The following is a 17469-nucleotide window of genomic DNA, read 5'->3' as shown; positions in this document are numbered from 1 at the left end:
GTTTGACGTGAACGCCCATAATTTTGCATTCACGCCGAAACGAGAGGAATCAAGAATACTCCGATATCCGCAGCCGCGGGGTCGCGAAAAAGAGTGTTTCTGATTGCGAGTCTTTAAACCCATCGTAGAAGAACGAGGAATCTATGAAGGTTCTGGTCGCTGTAAAACGAGTAATCGACTACAACGTAAAGGTGCGCGTCAAGCCGGACAACACCGGTGTTGATCTCGCCAACGTCAAGATGGCAATGAACCCATTCTGTGAAATCGCGGTTGAAGAAGCGGTTCGCCTCAAAGAGAAGGGTGTTGCCAGTGAAATCGTGGTGGTCTCCATCGGCCCGAAAGCTGCACAGGAGCAAATCCGTACTGCGCTGGCCCTGGGTGCTGACCGTGGTATCCACGTGGAAACAGACGAAGAGGTTCAGTCTCTCGAAGCGGCCAAGCTGCTGAAGTCTGTTGTCGAGAAAGAAGAGCCCAAGCTGGTCATTCTTGGCAAGCAGTCCATCGATTCCGACAACAACCAGACGGGCCAGATGCTGGCAGCACTGACCGGTATGGCTCAGGGCACCTTCGCGTCCGAAGTGGTTGTCGATGGTGAAAAGGTTAACGTAACCCGCGAAGTAGACGGTGGTCTGATGACCGTGTCTCTGAACCTGCCGGCGGTCGTTACCACTGACCTGCGTCTGAACGAGCCTCGTTACGCCTCTCTGCCGAACATCATGAAGGCCAAGAAGAAGCCGCTCGAATCTGTGAGCCCGGCCGATCTGGGTGTCGACATTGCCCCGCGCCTGTCCACGCTGAAAGTTGAAGCGCCTGCCGCCCGCCAGGCTGGCGTGAAAGTGGCTGACGTTGCTGAGCTGGTCGATAAACTGAAGAACGAAGCGAAGGTGATCTAAATGAGCATCCTTGTAATTGCTGAACATGACAACAGCAGCCTGAAACAGGCTACCCTGAATGTTGTAGCGGCGGCCAAGGCCATCGGCGGGGACATCGACGTCCTGGTTGCCGGTGAGAACTGTGGCGCCGTTGCGGAAGCAGCTGCCAAGGCCGAAGGCGTGAACAAGGTACTGGTTGCCGACAACGCCGCTTATGGTCACTTCCTGGGCGAGAATCTGGGCGAGCTGGTTGCCGAAGTGGGCAAGGGCTACAGCCACATTCTGGCCGCTGCCGGCACCACCGGTAAGGACTTCATGCCCCGCGTTGCAGCTCTCCTGGACGTCGCGCAGGTTTCCGACATCATCCGCGTTGAGTCCGAAGACACCTTCGTTCGTCCGATCTACGCAGGCAACGCCATCGCCACCGTTAAGGCAAGCGACAGCATCAAGGTTATCACCGTTCGTCCGACAGGCTTCGATCCGGTTGCCGCTGAAGGTGGCTCTGCCGCTGTCGAGCAGCTGGACGTTGTGAAGGATGCCGGAGTTTCTGCCTTCGTTAGTGAGCAGAAAGCCGAATCCGATCGTCCGGATCTGGCCAGCGCCGGCGTGGTTATCTCCGGTGGTCGTGGCATGCAGAACGGCGAAAACTTCAAAATGCTGGAGAAAGTTGCTGATCTGCTGGGCGCTGCTGTTGGTGCATCCCGTGCCGCGGTCGACGCCGGTTTCGTACCGAACGACATGCAGGTAGGCCAGACTGGTAAGATCGTTGCTCCGCAGCTGTACGTTGCGGTTGGTATCTCCGGTGCTATCCAGCACCTGGCGGGTATGTCTGACTCCAAGGTGATCGTTGCGATCAACAAGGACGAAGAAGCGCCGATCTTCCAGGTTGCCGATTACGGTCTGGTCGCGGATCTGTTCGAAGCGGTTCCGCAGCTGGAAGAAGAACTGAAGAAAGTACTCTGATTCTTTCTTCGGTTGAAAAAGGCACCTTCGGGTGCCTTTTTTGTTGCCTCTCCATAAAATAGGCTTGGCTTTCCAATCCTCCATCGCACCTATTTGGATACCTGTCATGACCATTTCTCCCTTTGCCGCACTGGCTTGCCCCCTGGATGGAAGTCCCCTGGTTCATGGCGAACGGAGCTGGTACTGCGAAAACGGGCATAACTTTGACGTTGCCCGGCAAGGCTATGTTCACCTGCTGCCAGTGCAGAAAAAGCGCTCGCTGGACCCCGGTGACAGCAAGGAGATGGTCGCGGCACGCCAGCGGTTTCTCAACGCGGGCTACTATGAACGGATATCCGATGCGGTAAACCTGGCAGTCGGCGCGGTGTTGCAGGGAAACGAGCCCGCCTCTTTCCTTGATGCAGGATGCGGTGAGGGGTACTACGCGAGGCGGCTCGCAGATGCCCTGGGGCAAAGCCGGGACGGGACCGGAATCGGAGTCGATATTTCGAAATGGGCGGTACTGGCGGCGGCCAAACAGGACAAACGGTTCAGTTGGGTCGTGGGCAGCAACGCCAATCTGCCGGTACTGCCGGACGAACTGGATTGCATACTGTGCCTGTTCGGTTTTCCGGTTTACGGCGAGTTCCACCGGGTCCTGAAGCCGGGAGGGCATGTGCTACAGCTCGATGCTGGTCCGGAACACCTGCGCGAACTGCGGGAAATTATCTACCCGGAGTTGAAACCGGAACGGCCGGATAACGATGACGCGCCCGATGGCTTTCGTTTCGTTAGCAGTGAGAATGTGCGTTACAGCTTGCCCCTGAATAGCCAGGAGGCCATCGCCGATCTGCTGGCCATGACCCCACACCTATACCGCGCCAGTGCCGAAGGGCGTGAAAAAGCGGCAGCCCTGCAATCGCTGACCGTAACCGTGGATGCTGTGCTGCGGATTTTCGAGAAGGCCTGAGCCGTCGTTAGCCGGTCAGGTCGATTTGTCCGAGGAGCCCTTGCGGCCGCGCTTGCGGGAGACAATCTGCTTCTCGGCTTTCCCGATAATCAGGGTGTCCGCGAGGATATGGAGCGCCTTATTGGTCGTCCGGACCGTCTTGTAGATGTTTTCGCTGGTGTTATCGTGGGTCATTCGGGCTTTACGGGCGTTCGCTCGGAATTCTTCATCCCTTGAAAACAGATCGATCAGGCCAAACGTGGTGTTGGAAATCGCCTTGTGAACCTTTTCAACGGCACTGGCGCCACCGGATACCGAATCCTCGAGTATTTTTGCCCGGTTGCGAACCTCAAGCAAATCCATCCGGCTTTTCTGAATGGCGCTGTGGGCCGCAATCCGGTGGGAATTGAGTACCCTCAGGTGACGGCGGGCTACTTGCAGCTGCCAGAACGTGAATACCAGTGCCCCGGCTGCCAGCAGTAAGAGGGCAGATGATAAGACCAGGTAAGCGTTCATGGGGGAGGTCTCCTAACGATATTCAATGTGCATCTCGACATCGATTTCCCGTTCCGCCAGCTCAGATTCCAGCTCTTTCATGACCTCCTGATACACCATTTTCCGGACCATGACCGGCAGCCGGTCGGCCAGGACGCGGGCCGATCGGGATTCGCGCTTGGCGATGGCAATCGGATCCAGAACCCTGAGCGTAAGAACGAGCTCGGGGTCTTGCTCTGGGTTCTCGATGTCGTCGCTCTCCATCATGTGGCGAATCAACTTGCGCTGCTCCAGCACTTGCCAGCACAGAAAACCGCTGAAAATGGCGAGAATCAGACTTACTGTCACCAGGATTGTGGTCAATTCTAATACTCCGTGGCTCGTTTAATGCGTGTTTCGCAGTTTGCCTGACAAACTACGTCAAACGATTGGCCCTGACGACGGTGATTCTGCAAGTCTGTGGTGAAAATGGAACCTTCACTCAAAATAGCCAACAATATTTGCAGTGCGTACGACTGCTGTGCAGAATCAAAGAGTTAAGACCTACGTTTGTCCCACTTAAGGAAATGATTATGGTCTGGATCAAGGCATTTATCGCCGGTTTTCTTGCAACCCTGGTATTCCACCAGGGGCTGTTCATGCTGTTCTACCTGGGGGGCGTGGTGCCGATGGCACCGTTCAACCTGACACCTGTTCCACCCCTGGGCGTTCCCTCCGTCCTGTCGCTCGCTTTCTTTGGCGGCTTGTGGGGGCTTGTGCTCTGGCTGATTCTAGGCCGGCTGGCGGGCATTAAATACTGGCTGGGTCACGTTCTGGTGGGCGCGATCGGGCCAACGGCGGTGGCTATGTTGGTGGTGTTTCCGCTGAAAGGTCTCGATGTGTCAGCGCAGACCTGGATTGGTGGCCTGATTCTCAATGGATTCTGGGGCCTGGGTGTGGCTACATTCATGCGTCTGATGGGCGCCCGAGCACCGCGCTCCGCTGCCTGATCACATTAATTACTTTATCGAACTAAGGATGAGCAATGACTAAATCAGCCGATACGACCTACGATCTGGTTGTGTTTGGAGCGACCAGTTTCGTCGGTCAGATTCTTACCCGGTATTTGCTCGACACCTACGGATTGGGGAAGTCCGTGAAGTGGGCGATCGCCGGTCGCTCTGAAACAAAACTGAACACCCTGAAAGACGAACTGGGCAAAGACGCCAAGGATCTGCCGGTGATCCTGGCTGATGCCTCGGATGAGCGCGCGCTTCAGGCAATGTGCGGCCAGACCCGCGTGATTATTTCCACCGTCGGCCCCTACGCGCTCTATGGTGAGCCCCTCGTTCAGGCCTGCGTCCGCACTGGCACGGATTACTGCGATCTGACCGGCGAGGTGCAGTGGATTCGCAAGATGGTGGACCGGTACGAACAGGAAGCCAAGGCGTCCGGTGCCCGCATCGTCCATTGCTGTGGATTTGACTCCATTCCTTCCGACATGGGGGTCTGGTTTCTCCAGGAGAAGTCCGAGCAGACGTTCGGGGCGCCATGCCGTGACGTTCGCATGCGCGTGAAAGTGGCGAAAGGCGAGTTTTCCGGTGGCACCGTTGCTTCCATGATCAACATCGCCAAGGAGGCCGCCGCCGACCCGAAACTCCGCAAGGAGCTGGCGAACCCATTCTCAATCTGCCCGCCGGAGCATCGGTCCAAGGTTCGTCAGCCGAGCTTGAAGGGGGCGGAGTACGATGCCACCTTCAACGCGTGGCTGGCGCCATTCGTGATGGGAGCAATCAATACCCGGATCGTCCACCGTTCTAACGCGCTCCAGAACGCCCGCTACGGAAAGGAATTCACCTACGACGAGGCAATGATGACCGGTCGGGGTATGAAAGGCCGGCTGGCCGCCTACGGAATCACCGGAGGCCTGGGCGCCTTTTTCACCGCCTCTGCGATCAAGCCCACTCGCTGGCTGGTCGAGAAGTTCGTCCCGAAGCCCGGTGAGGGCCCCAGCCCGGAAGCCCAGAAAGCGGGTTTCTACGACCTGCGATTTGTTGGGCGCACCGAGGACGGCAAGACCATCATCACCAAAGTAACCGGCGATCAGGATCCGGGTTACGGCTCCACGGGCAAAATGCTCGGCGAGGCCGGCATGTGCCTGGCTTTCGACGTACCCGCCGACAAGGAAGGGGGCTTCTGGACGCCATCATCCCTGCTGGACGGTAGCCTGATGGAGCGCCTGACCAGCAAGGCTGGTCTGACCTTCGAGGTGTTGGAAACCCGCTAGGATGACGCCTCAGTAAGTCAGATGGATCACGCGGTCGGTGTCCGGAAGGGCATCGGCCCCGTGCGCCAGGGCAATCAACGCCTTTCCCTCCAGCCACTGGTTCAGCCTCTGGCAGATGCGCTCTCGTGTGGCCGCATCCACCCCGGTGAACGGTTCATCCAGAATGATCAGCGGCGCCGGATTCAGCAACACCCGGGCCAGGGCAACCCGCCGGGCCTCACCCCCGGAAAGCCGACTGCCTGCGCTGCCCAGCCAGGTATCCAGCTGATCCGCTTCCGTTGCGAACCGTTCCGCCAGCTCCACCAGTTCCAGAACCTGCCAGAGCTCGGCATCCGAGGCGTTTGGATTGGCCAGCATCAGGTTGGCCCTGAGGGTGTCCTCGAACAACACCGTCGATTGCGTGAGGTAGCTTAACGGGCGGTGGCAGACGTCACCGTGATAGGCGGGTATCAGGCCGGCCAGGACGTCCGCCAGGGAGGATTTGCCGCTGCCCGAGTGTCCCACCACCCCAAGGTGCTCACCCTCGCCGAGGGTCAGGTTGACGTGTTTGAAAATGGGCGGAGAATCCGCGTAGCGAACCGCCAGGTCCGTAGCGACCAACACCCTGCCATGGGGTACCTTTTCGCCGTCCTCCGACATCGTCGCCCCGGACGTTTCGGATTGTTGGTTCAGCCTTCCAGCCGAGGTTTCTGTGGCACCAAGCTTGCCAAAGGCGTCGGGCAGGGCGGCATAGACCTCGGCCAGCCCCAGCAGGGCGATGGGCAGCAGGACCAGCACGGGCCCGGAAATCTGGCCGGCTTCGAACAGGGAGAAGCCGGCCCAGAGCGCAAAGGTCGCCGCAAGATTGACGAGAAGCTGAGTGCCTGCCTGATGCCAGCCAACCCGGCGATCGGCTTTGGCCTGTTCCGAACTGACATGCTGGGCCTGGCGCATCAACCACGCCGCGTGCTTGCCGGTACGCCCGGCGGCGGTGAGCTCGGCAAAGCCCTCAAGATGTTCAATGACGGCAATGCGCAACCGCTCCTCCCGCTCACTTTGCGGCCCAGCGATGTGGCGCGTACGGAGGTAAACCGACAGCGTGGATAACACAAGCGCCGCGAACAGGATGATCGCCAACCAGAGGGCAATGGTGGCGTTGAACCAGATACTGGCCAGTACCACCACCAGCAGCACCACCAGCGCAGCCAGGGCCGTGGGTGCAATCAGACGCAGATACAGGGTGTCGAGCGCATCCACATCCCGTGTCAGGCGGGACAGCCACTGTGCGCCGGAAAGCCCGGAACGATCGATGGGCGGTGTGGACGCCAACTGCCTGAAAAGATGGACCCGGATGTCGGTCAGCAGGCGAAGTACCGTATCGTGGTTATAGACCCGCTCAAGGTAACGACCGACCGTACGGGACAGCGCGAAGAACCGGATGCCGCCGCCGGGGGTATACAGGTTGATGGCCGCCTGTGCGCCGGCGGCCAGGGCCAGCCCCACCAGGGCCGTCTCGGTGATAAACCAGCCGGAGAGAGCCAGCAGGCCGATGCCGGAGACCAGGGTGACCAGGATCAGGCCGCCTCCAACGGTCAGCCGGACGGGGCGACGTAAAATCAGGCGTAGCCAGGGGGCAAGTTCACGCATCGCGCACCTCGCCCTCGGTAACAAGGAGGACCCGGTTGGCCAGGGTAAGCAAGGCCTGATGGTGGGTGGAAAAGACCAGCGTCTTTCCGGCCTGTGCCAGCTTGTGAAGGGCCTCCAGTACGTAGATTTCGCTGTCGGTGTCCAGGCCCGCCGTGGGCTCGTCGAGCAGGATCAGGTCGTAATCGGCTACGAAGATGCGAGCCAGGCTCAGGCGGCGCGCCTGGCCGCCCGACAGGCCCCGGCCACATTCCGAGACATGGCTATAAATGCCTTGTTCGCGACTGTCGAGTAGCGGTCGAAGGCCAACGTTCTTCAGGGCGGTCTCGATCGCAATATCCGAGGCCTGCGGGCTGGTGAGGCGCAGATTGTCGGCCCAGGTACCGTTTACCAGAAACCCGGTCTGACCCAGCCACCCGAAACTGACTGCGCCGGGTGCCCGGCCCAGTACGCTCACGGAACCCTCGTCCGGTTCAATAAATCCGGCCAGGAGGTGGAGCAGGGTACTTTTCCCGCCACCGGACGGGCCAGTCAGGGCAATGCACGATCCTCGTTCCATTGAGAGCGTCAGGTCCCGGAAGATGGGGTGGCCCGGCCGGTATTCCACGGTGACGGACTCAAGCTGGATTCGATCGGCGGGGACGTTGGTCGATTCCGGGGCCCTATCAGGTTGGCGGCCCTCGTGGAGGGGTTTCAGGGAACCCAGCCGGGCGAGGATCTCCGCGCCGGCACCGAGGGCTGCGGCACGATCATGGTAATGCTGAGACAGCGTGCGTAATGGCTGGAAGAACTCGGGCGCCAGCAAGAGAATCAGAAGCCCGGAAAACAACGTAAGCTGGTCGGAGGGCCCGTAGGTGATGTAGCCGAGTAGCCCGAACCCGATGTAGATGGCGATGACGGCAATGGCCATGGACGCAAAAAATTCCAGAACCGCCGAAGACAGGAAGGCCACGCGGAGCGTCTTCATGGTGATGCGCCGGTAGTGATCCGAGCGCGATTGAATCAGCAGTGAGGCGGATTCGGTCTGGCCAAACAGTTGCAGGGTGCTCAGCCCCCGAACCTTGTCCAGAAATTGCCCTGAGAGCCTGCTGATGGCCTGAAAATGCTGCTGGTTAAGCTTCTCAGCACCCATCCCCACCAGGGCCATGAAGACTGGTATCAGGGGGGCTGACAGCAACAGGAAGATGCCCGCGAGCCAGTCAAGGCTGAAAACGAGCACCAGAATCATCAACGGAATGACCAGGGAGAGCGTCATCTGGGGCAGAAACCGGGCGAAATACCCGTGCAATGCCTCGACGTGATCCAGCCATTCCCGGGACAATTCGCCCGCCGAGGAATGCCCGATCGCCACGGGCCCGGCGGATTGCCAGAGGTGGTTGATCTGGCGTCGGGCATCCCGCCGGACGTCTTCACTGCATCGGGCGGCCAGGTGAGTCTGCAGGCCCTGGGCCGCAGCGCGTACGACCATCGCGAGCATCACGCCCAGAAAGGGCAGGGACAGTTCGGCCATCGGTGCATCGTCGACCACGCCCCGGTGAACAACGGTGGCCAGGAACGCCATCTGGGCGATGGTCGCCAGGCCCGCCGCCACGCCCGCCGCGACGGTGCCCCGGATCCACCGCCGATTGCCCCGGGCCAGGCTCGCGAGCCAGCCTTTTACTTCATGCGGATCAGGGGCTGAGGAGTCCTCCCCAGCCCCGTGAATCTGTCCATTGGAAGTTTCTGCCACTTAATGGTAGCCCTCGCCCGCACGAACCTTGCCGCGGAAAACCCAGTATGTCCATGCGGTATAGACCAGCACGATCGGGATTACAAACAGCAGGCCCAGCAGCAGGAAGAGCTGGGATTCGTAGGCGGAGGCGGCGTCCCACAAGGTGTACTCCGGCGGCACCACATAGGGCCAGCGGCTTGCCACAAGGCCCAGGTAAGTGGTGATGAACAGCCCCATGGTGGCCACAAAAGGCATGCCTTCGTAACGATTCCGCACCGAACGGAAGATCTGGAAGGCGCAGAGCAGGGTGAGTACCGGCAGAATCCAGATCACACTGAGATTGCTGAACCAGCGCTCCCGCACCATGTCGTCAACGAACGGCGTCCAGACACTGATGATGCCGAACACCACAAGAACGCCAGCCAGCAGGGGCAGGGTGATGCGGTAGGCCCACGCCTGCAGACGCCCCTCGGTTTTGAGGATCAGCCAGGTCGAACCCAGCAGCGCATAACCAGCGAGCATGCCCAGGCCGGTCAGGACCGTGAACGGGGTCAGCCAGTCGAGTGCATTGCCCACGTAGACGCCGTTGGCGGTTTCGAACCCCTGGATGTAGCTGCCCACCACGGCACCCTGGGCAAACGCGGCGACCGTAGAGCCCCCGGCGAATGCCCAGTTCCAGAGGTACCGGGAGGTTCGGGCCTTGAACCGGAACTCGAAGGCGACCCCCCGGAAAATCAGCCCGGCAAGCAGCAGGAAAACCCCGATATACAGTGCCGGGAGCAGGATAGAATAAACCAGTGGAAAGGCGGCCAGCAGACCGGCCCCGCCGAGCACCAGCCAGGTTTCGTTGCCGTCCCACACCGGCGCCACCGTGTTCATCATGGTGTCACGGGCTTCCTCGTTCGGTGCAAACGGAAAGAGGATACCGACGCCCAGGTCGAACCCGTCCATCAACACGTACATGATGATGCCGAAGCCAATAATAAACGCCCAGATCAGGGGCAGGTCGAACAGTTCCATAATCAATGGCCTCCCTGGTTGGCGGGTGTGCGGGGCTGGTCGCCCTCGTCAATCTCGAACGGTACGTGCGCGGCCGAGAACGGTCGTTTCGGCCGTTCCGCCTCATGCTCCTCTTCGTCGTGGCGATCTTCGAGGCCAACGTAGAGCACCCGCATCAGGTAATAGAGCCCCGCGGTGAACACCAGGCCATAAACCACGATGTAGCCGATCAGGGTGAACAATGCCATGGCGCCGGTCAGCGAGGGCGTCAGTGATTCCGCCTGAGTCATCACGCCGTAAACCAGCCAGGGCGCACGGCCAATCTCAGTGACGAACCAACCGCTGAGAACCGCCAGGAATGGCGCGACGCTCATGAAACGGAGCCCCTGGAGGAACCAAGGATTGCGGTAGTAACGCCCACCGGCACGCAGAATCAGGCCGGTTACCGCGAACGCGATCATCAGCAGACCCAGCCCCACCATCACCCGGAAGGACCAGAACACAATGGCAACGGGCGGTTGCTCCGCCACCGGCACCTCGTTCAGGCCGGGCACCTCACCGTCCCATTCGTGGGTCAGAATCATGCTGGCGAGGCTGGGGATACCGATTTCATAGAGATTGCTCTGGCTGCCCTGATCCGGGATCGCGAACAGCAACAGCGGGACGTTTCGCGAGGTTTCCCAGTTGCCCTCCATCGCTGCAACCTTCATCGGTTGATGTTCGAGGGTATTCAGACCGTGGAAATCACCAACCACGGCCTGCGCCGGGGCAATAAACAGCAGCAGCCACAGGCACATGGACAGCGCTTTGCGGTTGGCTTCCACCTCCCGGCCACGCAGCAGGTACCAGGCACTGACCCCGGCCACCACAAACCCGCCAGTGAGGAAGGAAGCCAGGGCCATGTGCAGGAACCGGTAGGGGAAAGAGGGGTTGAACAGCGCGTCGCTCCAGGAGGTCACGTGAATGACGCCTTCTCTCAGCTCGAAACCCGCGGGGGTGTGCATCCAGCTGTTGGCGGCCAGAATCCAGAACGAGGAGATGAAGGTGCCGGTGGCGACCATGACGGCGGCAAACAGGTGCAGCCCCGCCGGAACCTTGTCCCGCCCGAACAACAGCACACCGAGGAACGCCGCTTCCAGGAAGAACGCCGTGACCACCTCATAACTGAGTACCGGCCCAAGGAAGTTGGCGGACGCCTGGGCAAAGTTGCTCCAGTTGGTACCGAACTGAAAGGACATCACGATGCCGGAGACCACGCCCATACCGAACACCACGGCGAACACCTTGGTCCAGAAGGCCGACAGTTTCACCCACACCGGGTTCTCGGTTTTGAAGGCCAGGCCTTCGAGAACCGCAATGTAGGAGGCCAGCCCGATGGTGAACACCGGAAAAATGGCGTGAAATGACACCACAAAGGCGAACTGGATTCGCGAAAGGATGAGAGGATCTAGCTCCATGGGAACCCTCCGGTAACTCATGCATCTCAATAAACGGGGAACCGCAATCCCGTTCGGCCGCTGCCTGGGCGCATGTTGTAGGTTGTTATTACCGGCAGATAGTTGCCATGCTACTAAAAACATGGACAAATCAGGTAGGGCAGATTGTCGCACCCCCCTGACACCCGAGAATGATGGTGAACCCGATGAACTTTTACGAAGAACGCATCCTTCCCCACCTGATCGACTGGGTCTGCTCGAATGGCCAGGTCATGAAGCTGCGGAGCCAGGTGGTCCCCAGGGCGCGGGGCGTTGTTCTCGAAGTCGGCATGGGGTCCGGCATCAACCTGGAATTCTACGACCCGGAACGGGTCGATCTCGTTTACGGCCTGGAACCTTCCGAGGGGATGCGGCGTAAGGCGCAGGACAATCTGTCCCGCTCCGCCGTGAACGTGGAGTGGCTGGACCTGCCGGGCGAGAAGATTCCGCTCGAGAACGAAAGCGTGGACACCGTGTTGCTGACCTTCACCCTCTGCACCATTCCGGACTGGAGGGCCGCCCTCGATCAGATGATGCGGGTGCTGAAACCGGAAGGCGAGCTGCTTTTCCTGGAACACGGGGAATCCCCGGATACCGGAACCCGGACATGGCAACACCGCGTGACTCCCGCCTGGAAAAAGGTCGCCGGCGGCTGCCATCTTAACCGGCCCATTTCAGAGCTGATCGAGGCGGCAGGATTCCAGGTAACCGAACTGGAAAATCTCTACATCCCCAAAACCCCGAGAATCGCGGGCTACGTGTACAAGGGCAGGGCCGTTAAACCGGCAAGCGCCTGAGTTTTGCCCGCCCGGAATCGGAATTGCGTTACCGAACCGGCCCTTATACAATTCTGCCCGTCTTGATCCCCCTCCGATGCTCCGGTGGTGAAATTGGTAGACACAAGAGACTTAAAATCTCTCGACCTCACGGTCGTGCCGGTTCGATTCCGGCCCGGAGCACCAGTCCCCACGTTTTCCGCACTAACATCGACAACCACACGCTTTTGAAGGTGCGCCGCCATGTTGGTCTGTTCGTTACGGCCCATGTCGAATGCGTCTGCTAAGTGATTACATTGCCCCGCAGAGGTGGTTCAGATAACCTTTTGTTTTTAAATAGGGATGAGCTGATCGTTGGCCCAGCGACGACTCGACATAATGAAGCTGTCGCACTTTTGCATTAGCGAAGTGCGCTTTCTAATCACTGTTCTAAGATAGGGAAATCGACGATGTCACGTTTTTGGGATGCATTCCAACACCTGGAAATTGCACAAAATAGAAGGAAAAGTGGCGACGCACAGATAGACGCCAAAACTGCGCTCCGTTCGATTAATGAGTTGGAGGAAAAAGTAGATCGTCTGTCTTTGCTCTGCCATGCGTTATTTGAAGAGTTAGAGCGTGCCACAGGATTCTCCGAAACCCGGCTGAAAGAGAAAATGACCCAAATAGATCTTCGGGATGGCAGGGAAGATGGGAAATATGACGTTGTTCAAGGATCTGATTGCCCGGATTGCGGCCGGCAGGTTAAGAAAACACGGCGAAATTGCTTCTGGTGTGGGGCAAGTCTTCAGCCACTGGGGTGACTGTTAACCAGAAAAGGCACAGAGACGGCCACTTCAGTGCAGCGCCGCCTCCATTCCGTAGCCGCGTATGCGGGCAGGCGTTAGGGGCTAACGAAATGCCGACAATCGGACAAACCTAAAACCAAATCCAGTCTCTGCAAGAAGAAATAAAAGCCGGGTTTGCTGGGAATCCTGGATCGGTTCAACCAATAAGCGGCACAAACAAGAGAGCTCAGATGGTTACCTGTTATCTGAAGTACATTATTGACCCCCACAAAGTTGAAGAATTCGAGCACTACGCGAAGCTGTGGGTCCCTCTGGTCCAGAAGTTTGGCGGTCAGCATCACGGGTATTTTTTGCCCTCCGAGGGGGCCAACAACGTCGCGCTCGCGTTATTCACGTTCGAGTCGCTGGCCGCTTACGAGCAGTATCGGGAGGCCTCGTTTAAAGATGCCGAGTGCCAGGCGGCCTTCAAGTACGCCAAGGACACCCGGTGTGTATTAAGCTATGAGCGCAGTTTTATGAGGCCAGTCTTCGAGTAAGCTTCCAGCAGGTGAATCAGGAAACGGCACGCCAATTATGGTGAAGGCGGCAACACAATAAGGGCATGACATGGATGAATGGCAGTACCTCTGGGACCATTTCAAATTCAATGCGGAACAGCGGTTAAAGGGCTTCAATTTCTTTGTACTTCTGTCGATCTTCGCCGACGGTGGCGTGTTCACCGCCATCGACCGGGAATTCAACCCTGTCCTTCTGGTTCTGTTGGGGTCGTTCATCATCGTGCTGGCGTTGGTGTTCTGGCTGGTGGATGTGCGGAGCCAGCACCTTTTGCGCCTCACGATCCCCGCCCTGAAAGAACTGGAACAGACGTTTCCCGAGCGCAGCCGGCTCTTTGCCAACGATTCCGGTCGTACCGGCATCATCATTCGCTACAGCACCGCCTTTCGGGTACTGATTATTTGCCAGTTTGTTTTCGGCGCCGGCGTCGTGGTTTTTGGCGCTTCCCGGTGGATCGGCTGAAGTGTGAGAGAATGGCATTTTCCACCCACCAGGGAGGCTGAATGTCTGATCTGAGCTATCTGAAAGCGAGCAACCCGGACCGTTTTGAATCTCGTGGCGATCGGCCCACCATGAAGGCGGTGGTCACGACGGGCAACGGTGGGTACGACAAGCTTGACTACCGGGACGTTCCGATACCTGTGCCCGGGCCCGGAGAGGTCTTGCTGCGGGTGCTGGCTGCGGGGGTCAATAACACGGAAATCAACACCCGCCTGGGTTGGTATTCTTCGTCGGTGGAAGGTGGTACGGAACAACTGTCAGACGCTGCAGGCGACTCCGAGGTTGAAGACGGTGGCTGGAACGAGACAACGCCGTTCCCGCTCATCCAGGGGACCGATTGCTGTGGCGAGGTCGTCGCGGCGGGAGACGGAGTCGCCCAGCCGGAGATCGGCAGGCGGGTGCTCGTGCGGGCCTGTATGCGCCTCAACGGCTTTGATTCCCTCGACAACCTCTGGATGGCTTCCGATTTTGATGGGGCGTTCGCCCAGTACGTCAAGGTGCCGGCAAACGAGGTGTTCGAGGTCGATTGCGATTGGACCGACGTGGAGCTTGCGACCATCCCCTGCGCCTATGGCACGGCAGAGAACATGCTGCATCGCGCGGGTGTAAACGCAGGGGACCGGGTACTGGTTACCGGGGCCTCTGGCGGCGTTGGGTCTGCGGTGGTCCAGTTGGCGAAGCGTCGGGGCGCTCGGGTTATAGCGGTCGCGGGTGCGAATAAGGTTGAGCAGGTCCGGGGCCTCGGAGCCGATCAGGTGGTCCCGCGGGATTCGGACTTGATCAAGGCGCTTGGCGAGTCCTCGGTGGATGTTGTTATCGACAACGTCGCGGGCGAACAATTCGGGCCGTTGCTCAAGTTGATGGCCCGTGGCGGTCGCTACGCATCGTCGGGTGCCATTGCCGGGCCAATCACCACGCTCGATATGCGTGATTTTTACCTCAAGGATTTGACGCTCATCGGGTGCACCGCCTGGGATGAGCCGGTTTTCTCAAACCTCATCGGGTATATCGAGAACGGGGAAATACGCCCCCTCGTCGCGAAAGTCTTTGACCTGAAGGACATTGCGGCTGCACAGGAAGAGTTTCTCAAGAAAACCCATGTCGGGAACTTTGTGCTGGTGCCGCCGCAGTAAGCGGCCGGTCAGGAACGCGGTCTGTTGATCACTCGGAAGACTGGGTTCTCAGGGCGCGATACCGGGACACCTCAATCCAGCCATGGGCGGCCAACGCAGAGAGGACAATGAGCCCGCCAACCAGGCTCAGGGGCGTTGGGACTTCGCCGAGGAAAAGCCACACCAGGAAGGCGCCGATGATGGTCTCGAGCAACAGCATCATGCTGACTTCGGCGGCGGGAATGTAGCGGGGACCAATCTGGATCAGGGTTGCCGCAACGGGCAGGAACACGAGGCAGAGCAGGGCGATGAACAGGCTGTCCCGGAGCGACGGAATCTGGGCGCCGCCGGCCGCTGCGGCGGCTCCTGCCAGCATCAGGGCCCCGAACATGAGCATTACACTCATGTCGGCGTCCGGGCGCGACCGGGCCACGTTCAGGTTGGACGCCAGTGCGGTGGCTGCGACAAACGCCATGAACAGCCCCAGGGGTTCGCCGCGCCCCCATTCCCCGATCGCCATGATGGTTGCGCCAATGACGCAGACGACAATGATGGCCCAGGTTCGCAGCGGCAGGGTTTCTTTCCAGAACAGCCAGGCGATCAGGGCGGCGATCACGGGAGCCGTGTTCAGGATTACCAGTACGTTCCCGGCGGCGGTGTTCTTCATGCCCACCACGAAACCGAGAGTGCTCATGGCAAACGCGGTGGCGCAGAACAGTCCTTTCCAACCGCAGTTTCGCATCTCCGAAACCAGGCGAGAGCGATAGCGAACGCTATTGATCAGCAGGAAACTGATCGCCAGCAAGAGGCCCCGCCAGAACAGGAAAACCACCGGGTCCACGGAGGTGATCTTGACCAGCAGCGCATCGGGTGTGATGAACAGGACGCCCAGGGCTGCGATGCTGAGTCCCTTGATTCGGGTTGTTTCCAAGAGATTACTCCGGCCGGACCTGGGTTTGGATGGCGGTTTCCAACCGGGCGATGCAGTCTGAGAAGGTTCGGCTGATTCTGGTCTGGTCGCGGATCATGGCCATGCGTGGCCAGGTGGCCTGCTCACCGAGCCGGATGAACATGTCCAGATCGGCCCGGCTGGGGTTGGCGAGCAGTTTCCGGTACAGCAGGGGGCGGAACGGGAAATGGACATTGATGTCACCCAGGTAGGTTTGGGTGGTCATGGCATGGGCCTGTTCCAGCAGCGGACGAATCACCGAGGACGGCGCATTGTTGCGACTCAGTTTGAGGGCCGTGGCGACCTGGGCGTGCGCGATGGAAGCAGCTACCTGTTTCAGCGTGGCCTTGGGGCCTCGCTCGTGGTGGTGGCTGATGAAAGGTAGCACGTGGGGATTGGCCTGGCTCACGATGGTCCGGTTGACGTTGTGCAGACGGGCCATGCGCATCAGTGGCAGATCACCGTGCACGCTGCCGTCAATCCAGCGCTCGGTCGGCATGTAGGGCTTGGCACCGGTGGACCCCCGTTCAAGATCCCGCGCCCGCAAAGTCACCGGAGGGTAAATCGCTGGTACTGCGCAGGAGGCGAGGATGGCAGAATCCACCAGGACCTCCGGTGAACTCAGGCTGTTCAGAAGGCGGGGTTTCTGGCGCGTTCGGGTGGGGGACACCGAGATGTTCAGGGTTCGCCCGCTGTGAACCTCCGCTTCCTTGAAGCTTGTGCTGCCGATGTTGGTCCGTATATGGTCCAGCAGGTGGGACGGATCCATGGCGTGCTTTTTACGCCAGATGCGCCCCGGCTCCAGCCAGCGGAAGGCGTTCAGGTGAATCTCGCCGGGCTCGGTAAAAAAGGTTTCAAGCTCGCGGTTGTTCCGGGTGCAGATAGCGCCGGCCACAATGGCGCCCATGCTTGAGCCGGCAATCACATCCGGGAGCAGCCCGGCCTCCCAGAGCGCCCGGGTAACGCCAATGTGGTAGATGCCGAAGGCCGCCCCGCCGCTCAGCATCAGGGCAGGCCGGCCATACACCCGTTCGGCATCCCGGAACAGCCGCAGTTTCTGTTCGATCGACACGCCGGGCATGTCATGGTCACAGACAAAGTTCATGGACCGTTCCACTTCGTCCAGGAACTCGGTAACCACGAGCTTGGTGCCGGTCCAGGCGACGGCGTACAGATCCGGATTGGCAATTTCACCAAGGTGCCGGTACACGCTTTCCTGCAATACGCGCGTCAGCCCTCGGGTGTCGCCACGGTTTCGGCACCGCGCCATGGCGCTGATGTGTTCTCTGAGCAGACTTTCATGCAGCAGTTCGCTGCCGGCTTCTTCGCGCCAGATTGATGTGCCGTCCAGATCATCAAGCTTCTCCGCTATGGCGTACCACCGGCGGTAGGAATCCGCTTCGGAAAGTTGCTTCTGTAGCTCCCGGCGTTGGGCTTTTCTGTCGCTCATAAGACT

General features: G+C 59.5%; 18 protein-coding genes and 1 tRNA gene. 11 read left to right on the top strand and 8 right to left on the bottom strand.

Translation table 11 applies throughout. The features are described 5' to 3' along the window. Window positions 1-143 precede the first annotated feature (143 nt). The 3 genes from KXD86_RS02165 (at window position 144) to KXD86_RS02155 (ending at window position 2784) form a co-directional block, all read left to right on the top strand. Window positions 144-893 carry an electron transfer flavoprotein subunit beta/FixA family protein gene (locus KXD86_RS02165; RefSeq protein ID WP_218634447.1) on the top strand — a complete coding sequence of 250 codons (750 nt, stop codon included), beginning with the start codon at window positions 144-146 and terminating at the stop codon, window positions 891-893. Then, entirely contained in the window at window positions 894-1835 is a 942-nt protein-coding gene (locus tag KXD86_RS02160; protein ID WP_218634446.1) for an electron transfer flavoprotein subunit alpha/FixB family protein, read from the top strand. 106 nt (window positions 1836-1941) lie between these two features. Then, window positions 1942-2784, top strand: a complete 843-nt coding sequence (locus KXD86_RS02155; protein WP_218634445.1) for a putative RNA methyltransferase — start codon at window positions 1942-1944, stop codon at window positions 2782-2784. Between the two features lie 15 nt (window positions 2785-2799). Here the strand turns inward: KXD86_RS02155 and KXD86_RS02150 are convergent, their stop codons facing one another. Both KXD86_RS02150 and KXD86_RS02145 read right to left on the bottom strand, forming a co-directional pair. Then, complete coding sequence (locus tag KXD86_RS02150; RefSeq protein ID WP_218634444.1) at window positions 2800-3279, bottom strand: hypothetical protein; 480 nt, start codon at window positions 3277-3279, stop codon at window positions 2800-2802. A 12-nt stretch (window positions 3280-3291) separates the two neighbouring features. After that, complete coding sequence (locus tag KXD86_RS02145) at window positions 3292-3621, bottom strand: hypothetical protein (RefSeq protein WP_218634443.1); 330 nt, start codon at window positions 3619-3621, stop codon at window positions 3292-3294. A 209-nt stretch (window positions 3622-3830) separates the two neighbouring features. Here KXD86_RS02145 and KXD86_RS02140 point away from each other — a divergent pair, with 209 nt between their 5' ends. Beyond that, window positions 3831-4247, top strand: coding sequence for a hypothetical protein (locus KXD86_RS02140; protein WP_218634442.1), 417 nt, complete (start codon window positions 3831-3833; stop codon window positions 4245-4247). 35 nt (window positions 4248-4282) lie between these two features. Continuing rightward, entirely contained in the window at window positions 4283-5524 is a 1242-nt protein-coding gene (locus tag KXD86_RS02135) for a saccharopine dehydrogenase family protein (protein ID WP_218634441.1), read from the top strand. A gap of 9 nt (window positions 5525-5533) precedes the next feature. On the opposite strand, the gene cydC is transcribed toward KXD86_RS02135, so the two are convergent. The 4 genes from cydC to KXD86_RS02115 are packed head-to-tail and all read right to left on the bottom strand — an operon-like array spanning window position 5534 to window position 11314. Continuing rightward, complete coding sequence (cydC, locus tag KXD86_RS02130; RefSeq protein WP_218634440.1) at window positions 5534-7150, bottom strand: thiol reductant ABC exporter subunit CydC; 1617 nt, start codon at window positions 7148-7150, stop codon at window positions 5534-5536. After that, window positions 7143-8876 carry a thiol reductant ABC exporter subunit CydD gene (cydD, locus tag KXD86_RS02125; protein WP_376770944.1) on the bottom strand — a complete coding sequence of 578 codons (1734 nt, stop codon included), beginning with the start codon at window positions 8874-8876 and terminating at the stop codon, window positions 7143-7145. Before cydD ends, cydC begins: the two co-directional genes overlap by 8 nt. Further along, on the bottom strand, window positions 8877-9878 hold the full coding sequence (gene cydB / locus KXD86_RS02120; protein WP_218634439.1) for a cytochrome d ubiquinol oxidase subunit II: 1002 nt from the start codon (window positions 9876-9878) through the stop codon (window positions 8877-8879). It lies immediately after the preceding gene. Window positions 9879-9880: 2 nt separating this feature from the next. After that, the gene (locus KXD86_RS02115) at window positions 9881-11314 is read right to left on the bottom strand and encodes a cytochrome ubiquinol oxidase subunit I (RefSeq protein WP_218634438.1); all 1434 of its coding nucleotides are present in this window, start codon (window positions 11312-11314) and stop codon (window positions 9881-9883) included. Window positions 11315-11499: 185 nt separating this feature from the next. Here KXD86_RS02115 and KXD86_RS02110 point away from each other — a divergent pair, with 185 nt between their 5' ends. The 6 genes from KXD86_RS02110 (at window position 11500) to KXD86_RS02085 (ending at window position 15085) form a co-directional block, all read left to right on the top strand. Then, window positions 11500-12129, top strand: a complete 630-nt coding sequence (locus KXD86_RS02110) for a class I SAM-dependent methyltransferase (RefSeq protein WP_218634437.1) — start codon at window positions 11500-11502, stop codon at window positions 12127-12129. A gap of 78 nt (window positions 12130-12207) precedes the next feature. After that, window positions 12208-12294 (top strand) — tRNA-Leu (locus KXD86_RS02105). Between the two features lie 263 nt (window positions 12295-12557). After that, window positions 12558-12911 carry a zinc ribbon domain-containing protein gene (locus KXD86_RS02100; protein WP_218634436.1) on the top strand — a complete coding sequence of 118 codons (354 nt, stop codon included), beginning with the start codon at window positions 12558-12560 and terminating at the stop codon, window positions 12909-12911. Window positions 12912-13126: 215 nt separating this feature from the next. Continuing rightward, on the top strand, window positions 13127-13432 hold the full coding sequence (locus KXD86_RS02095; RefSeq protein WP_218634435.1) for an NIPSNAP family protein: 306 nt from the start codon (window positions 13127-13129) through the stop codon (window positions 13430-13432). Window positions 13433-13502: 70 nt separating this feature from the next. Next, window positions 13503-13913 carry a RipA family octameric membrane protein gene (locus tag KXD86_RS02090; RefSeq protein WP_218634434.1) on the top strand — a complete coding sequence of 137 codons (411 nt, stop codon included), beginning with the start codon at window positions 13503-13505 and terminating at the stop codon, window positions 13911-13913. Window positions 13914-13954: 41 nt separating this feature from the next. Continuing rightward, window positions 13955-15085 (top strand): alcohol dehydrogenase family protein, encoded by a 1131-nt coding sequence (locus KXD86_RS02085; RefSeq protein ID WP_228739296.1) that lies wholly within the window; start codon window positions 13955-13957, stop codon window positions 15083-15085. A 28-nt stretch (window positions 15086-15113) separates the two neighbouring features. Here KXD86_RS02085 and KXD86_RS02080 read toward each other — a convergent pair whose 3' ends face one another. Next, complete coding sequence (locus KXD86_RS02080) at window positions 15114-15995, bottom strand: DMT family transporter (protein WP_218634433.1); 882 nt, start codon at window positions 15993-15995, stop codon at window positions 15114-15116. 4 nt (window positions 15996-15999) lie between these two features. Then, window positions 16000-17463: a patatin-like phospholipase family protein gene (locus KXD86_RS02075; protein ID WP_218634432.1), complete on the bottom strand. Its 1464-nt coding sequence runs from the start codon at window positions 17461-17463 to the stop codon at window positions 16000-16002. Window positions 17464-17469 lie beyond the last annotated feature (6 nt).

The organism is Marinobacter arenosus (assembly GCF_019264345.1).
GTDB lineage: Bacteria > Pseudomonadota > Gammaproteobacteria > Pseudomonadales > Oleiphilaceae > Marinobacter > Marinobacter arenosus.
This window is presented reverse-complemented; position numbering and strand designations above follow the sequence as displayed.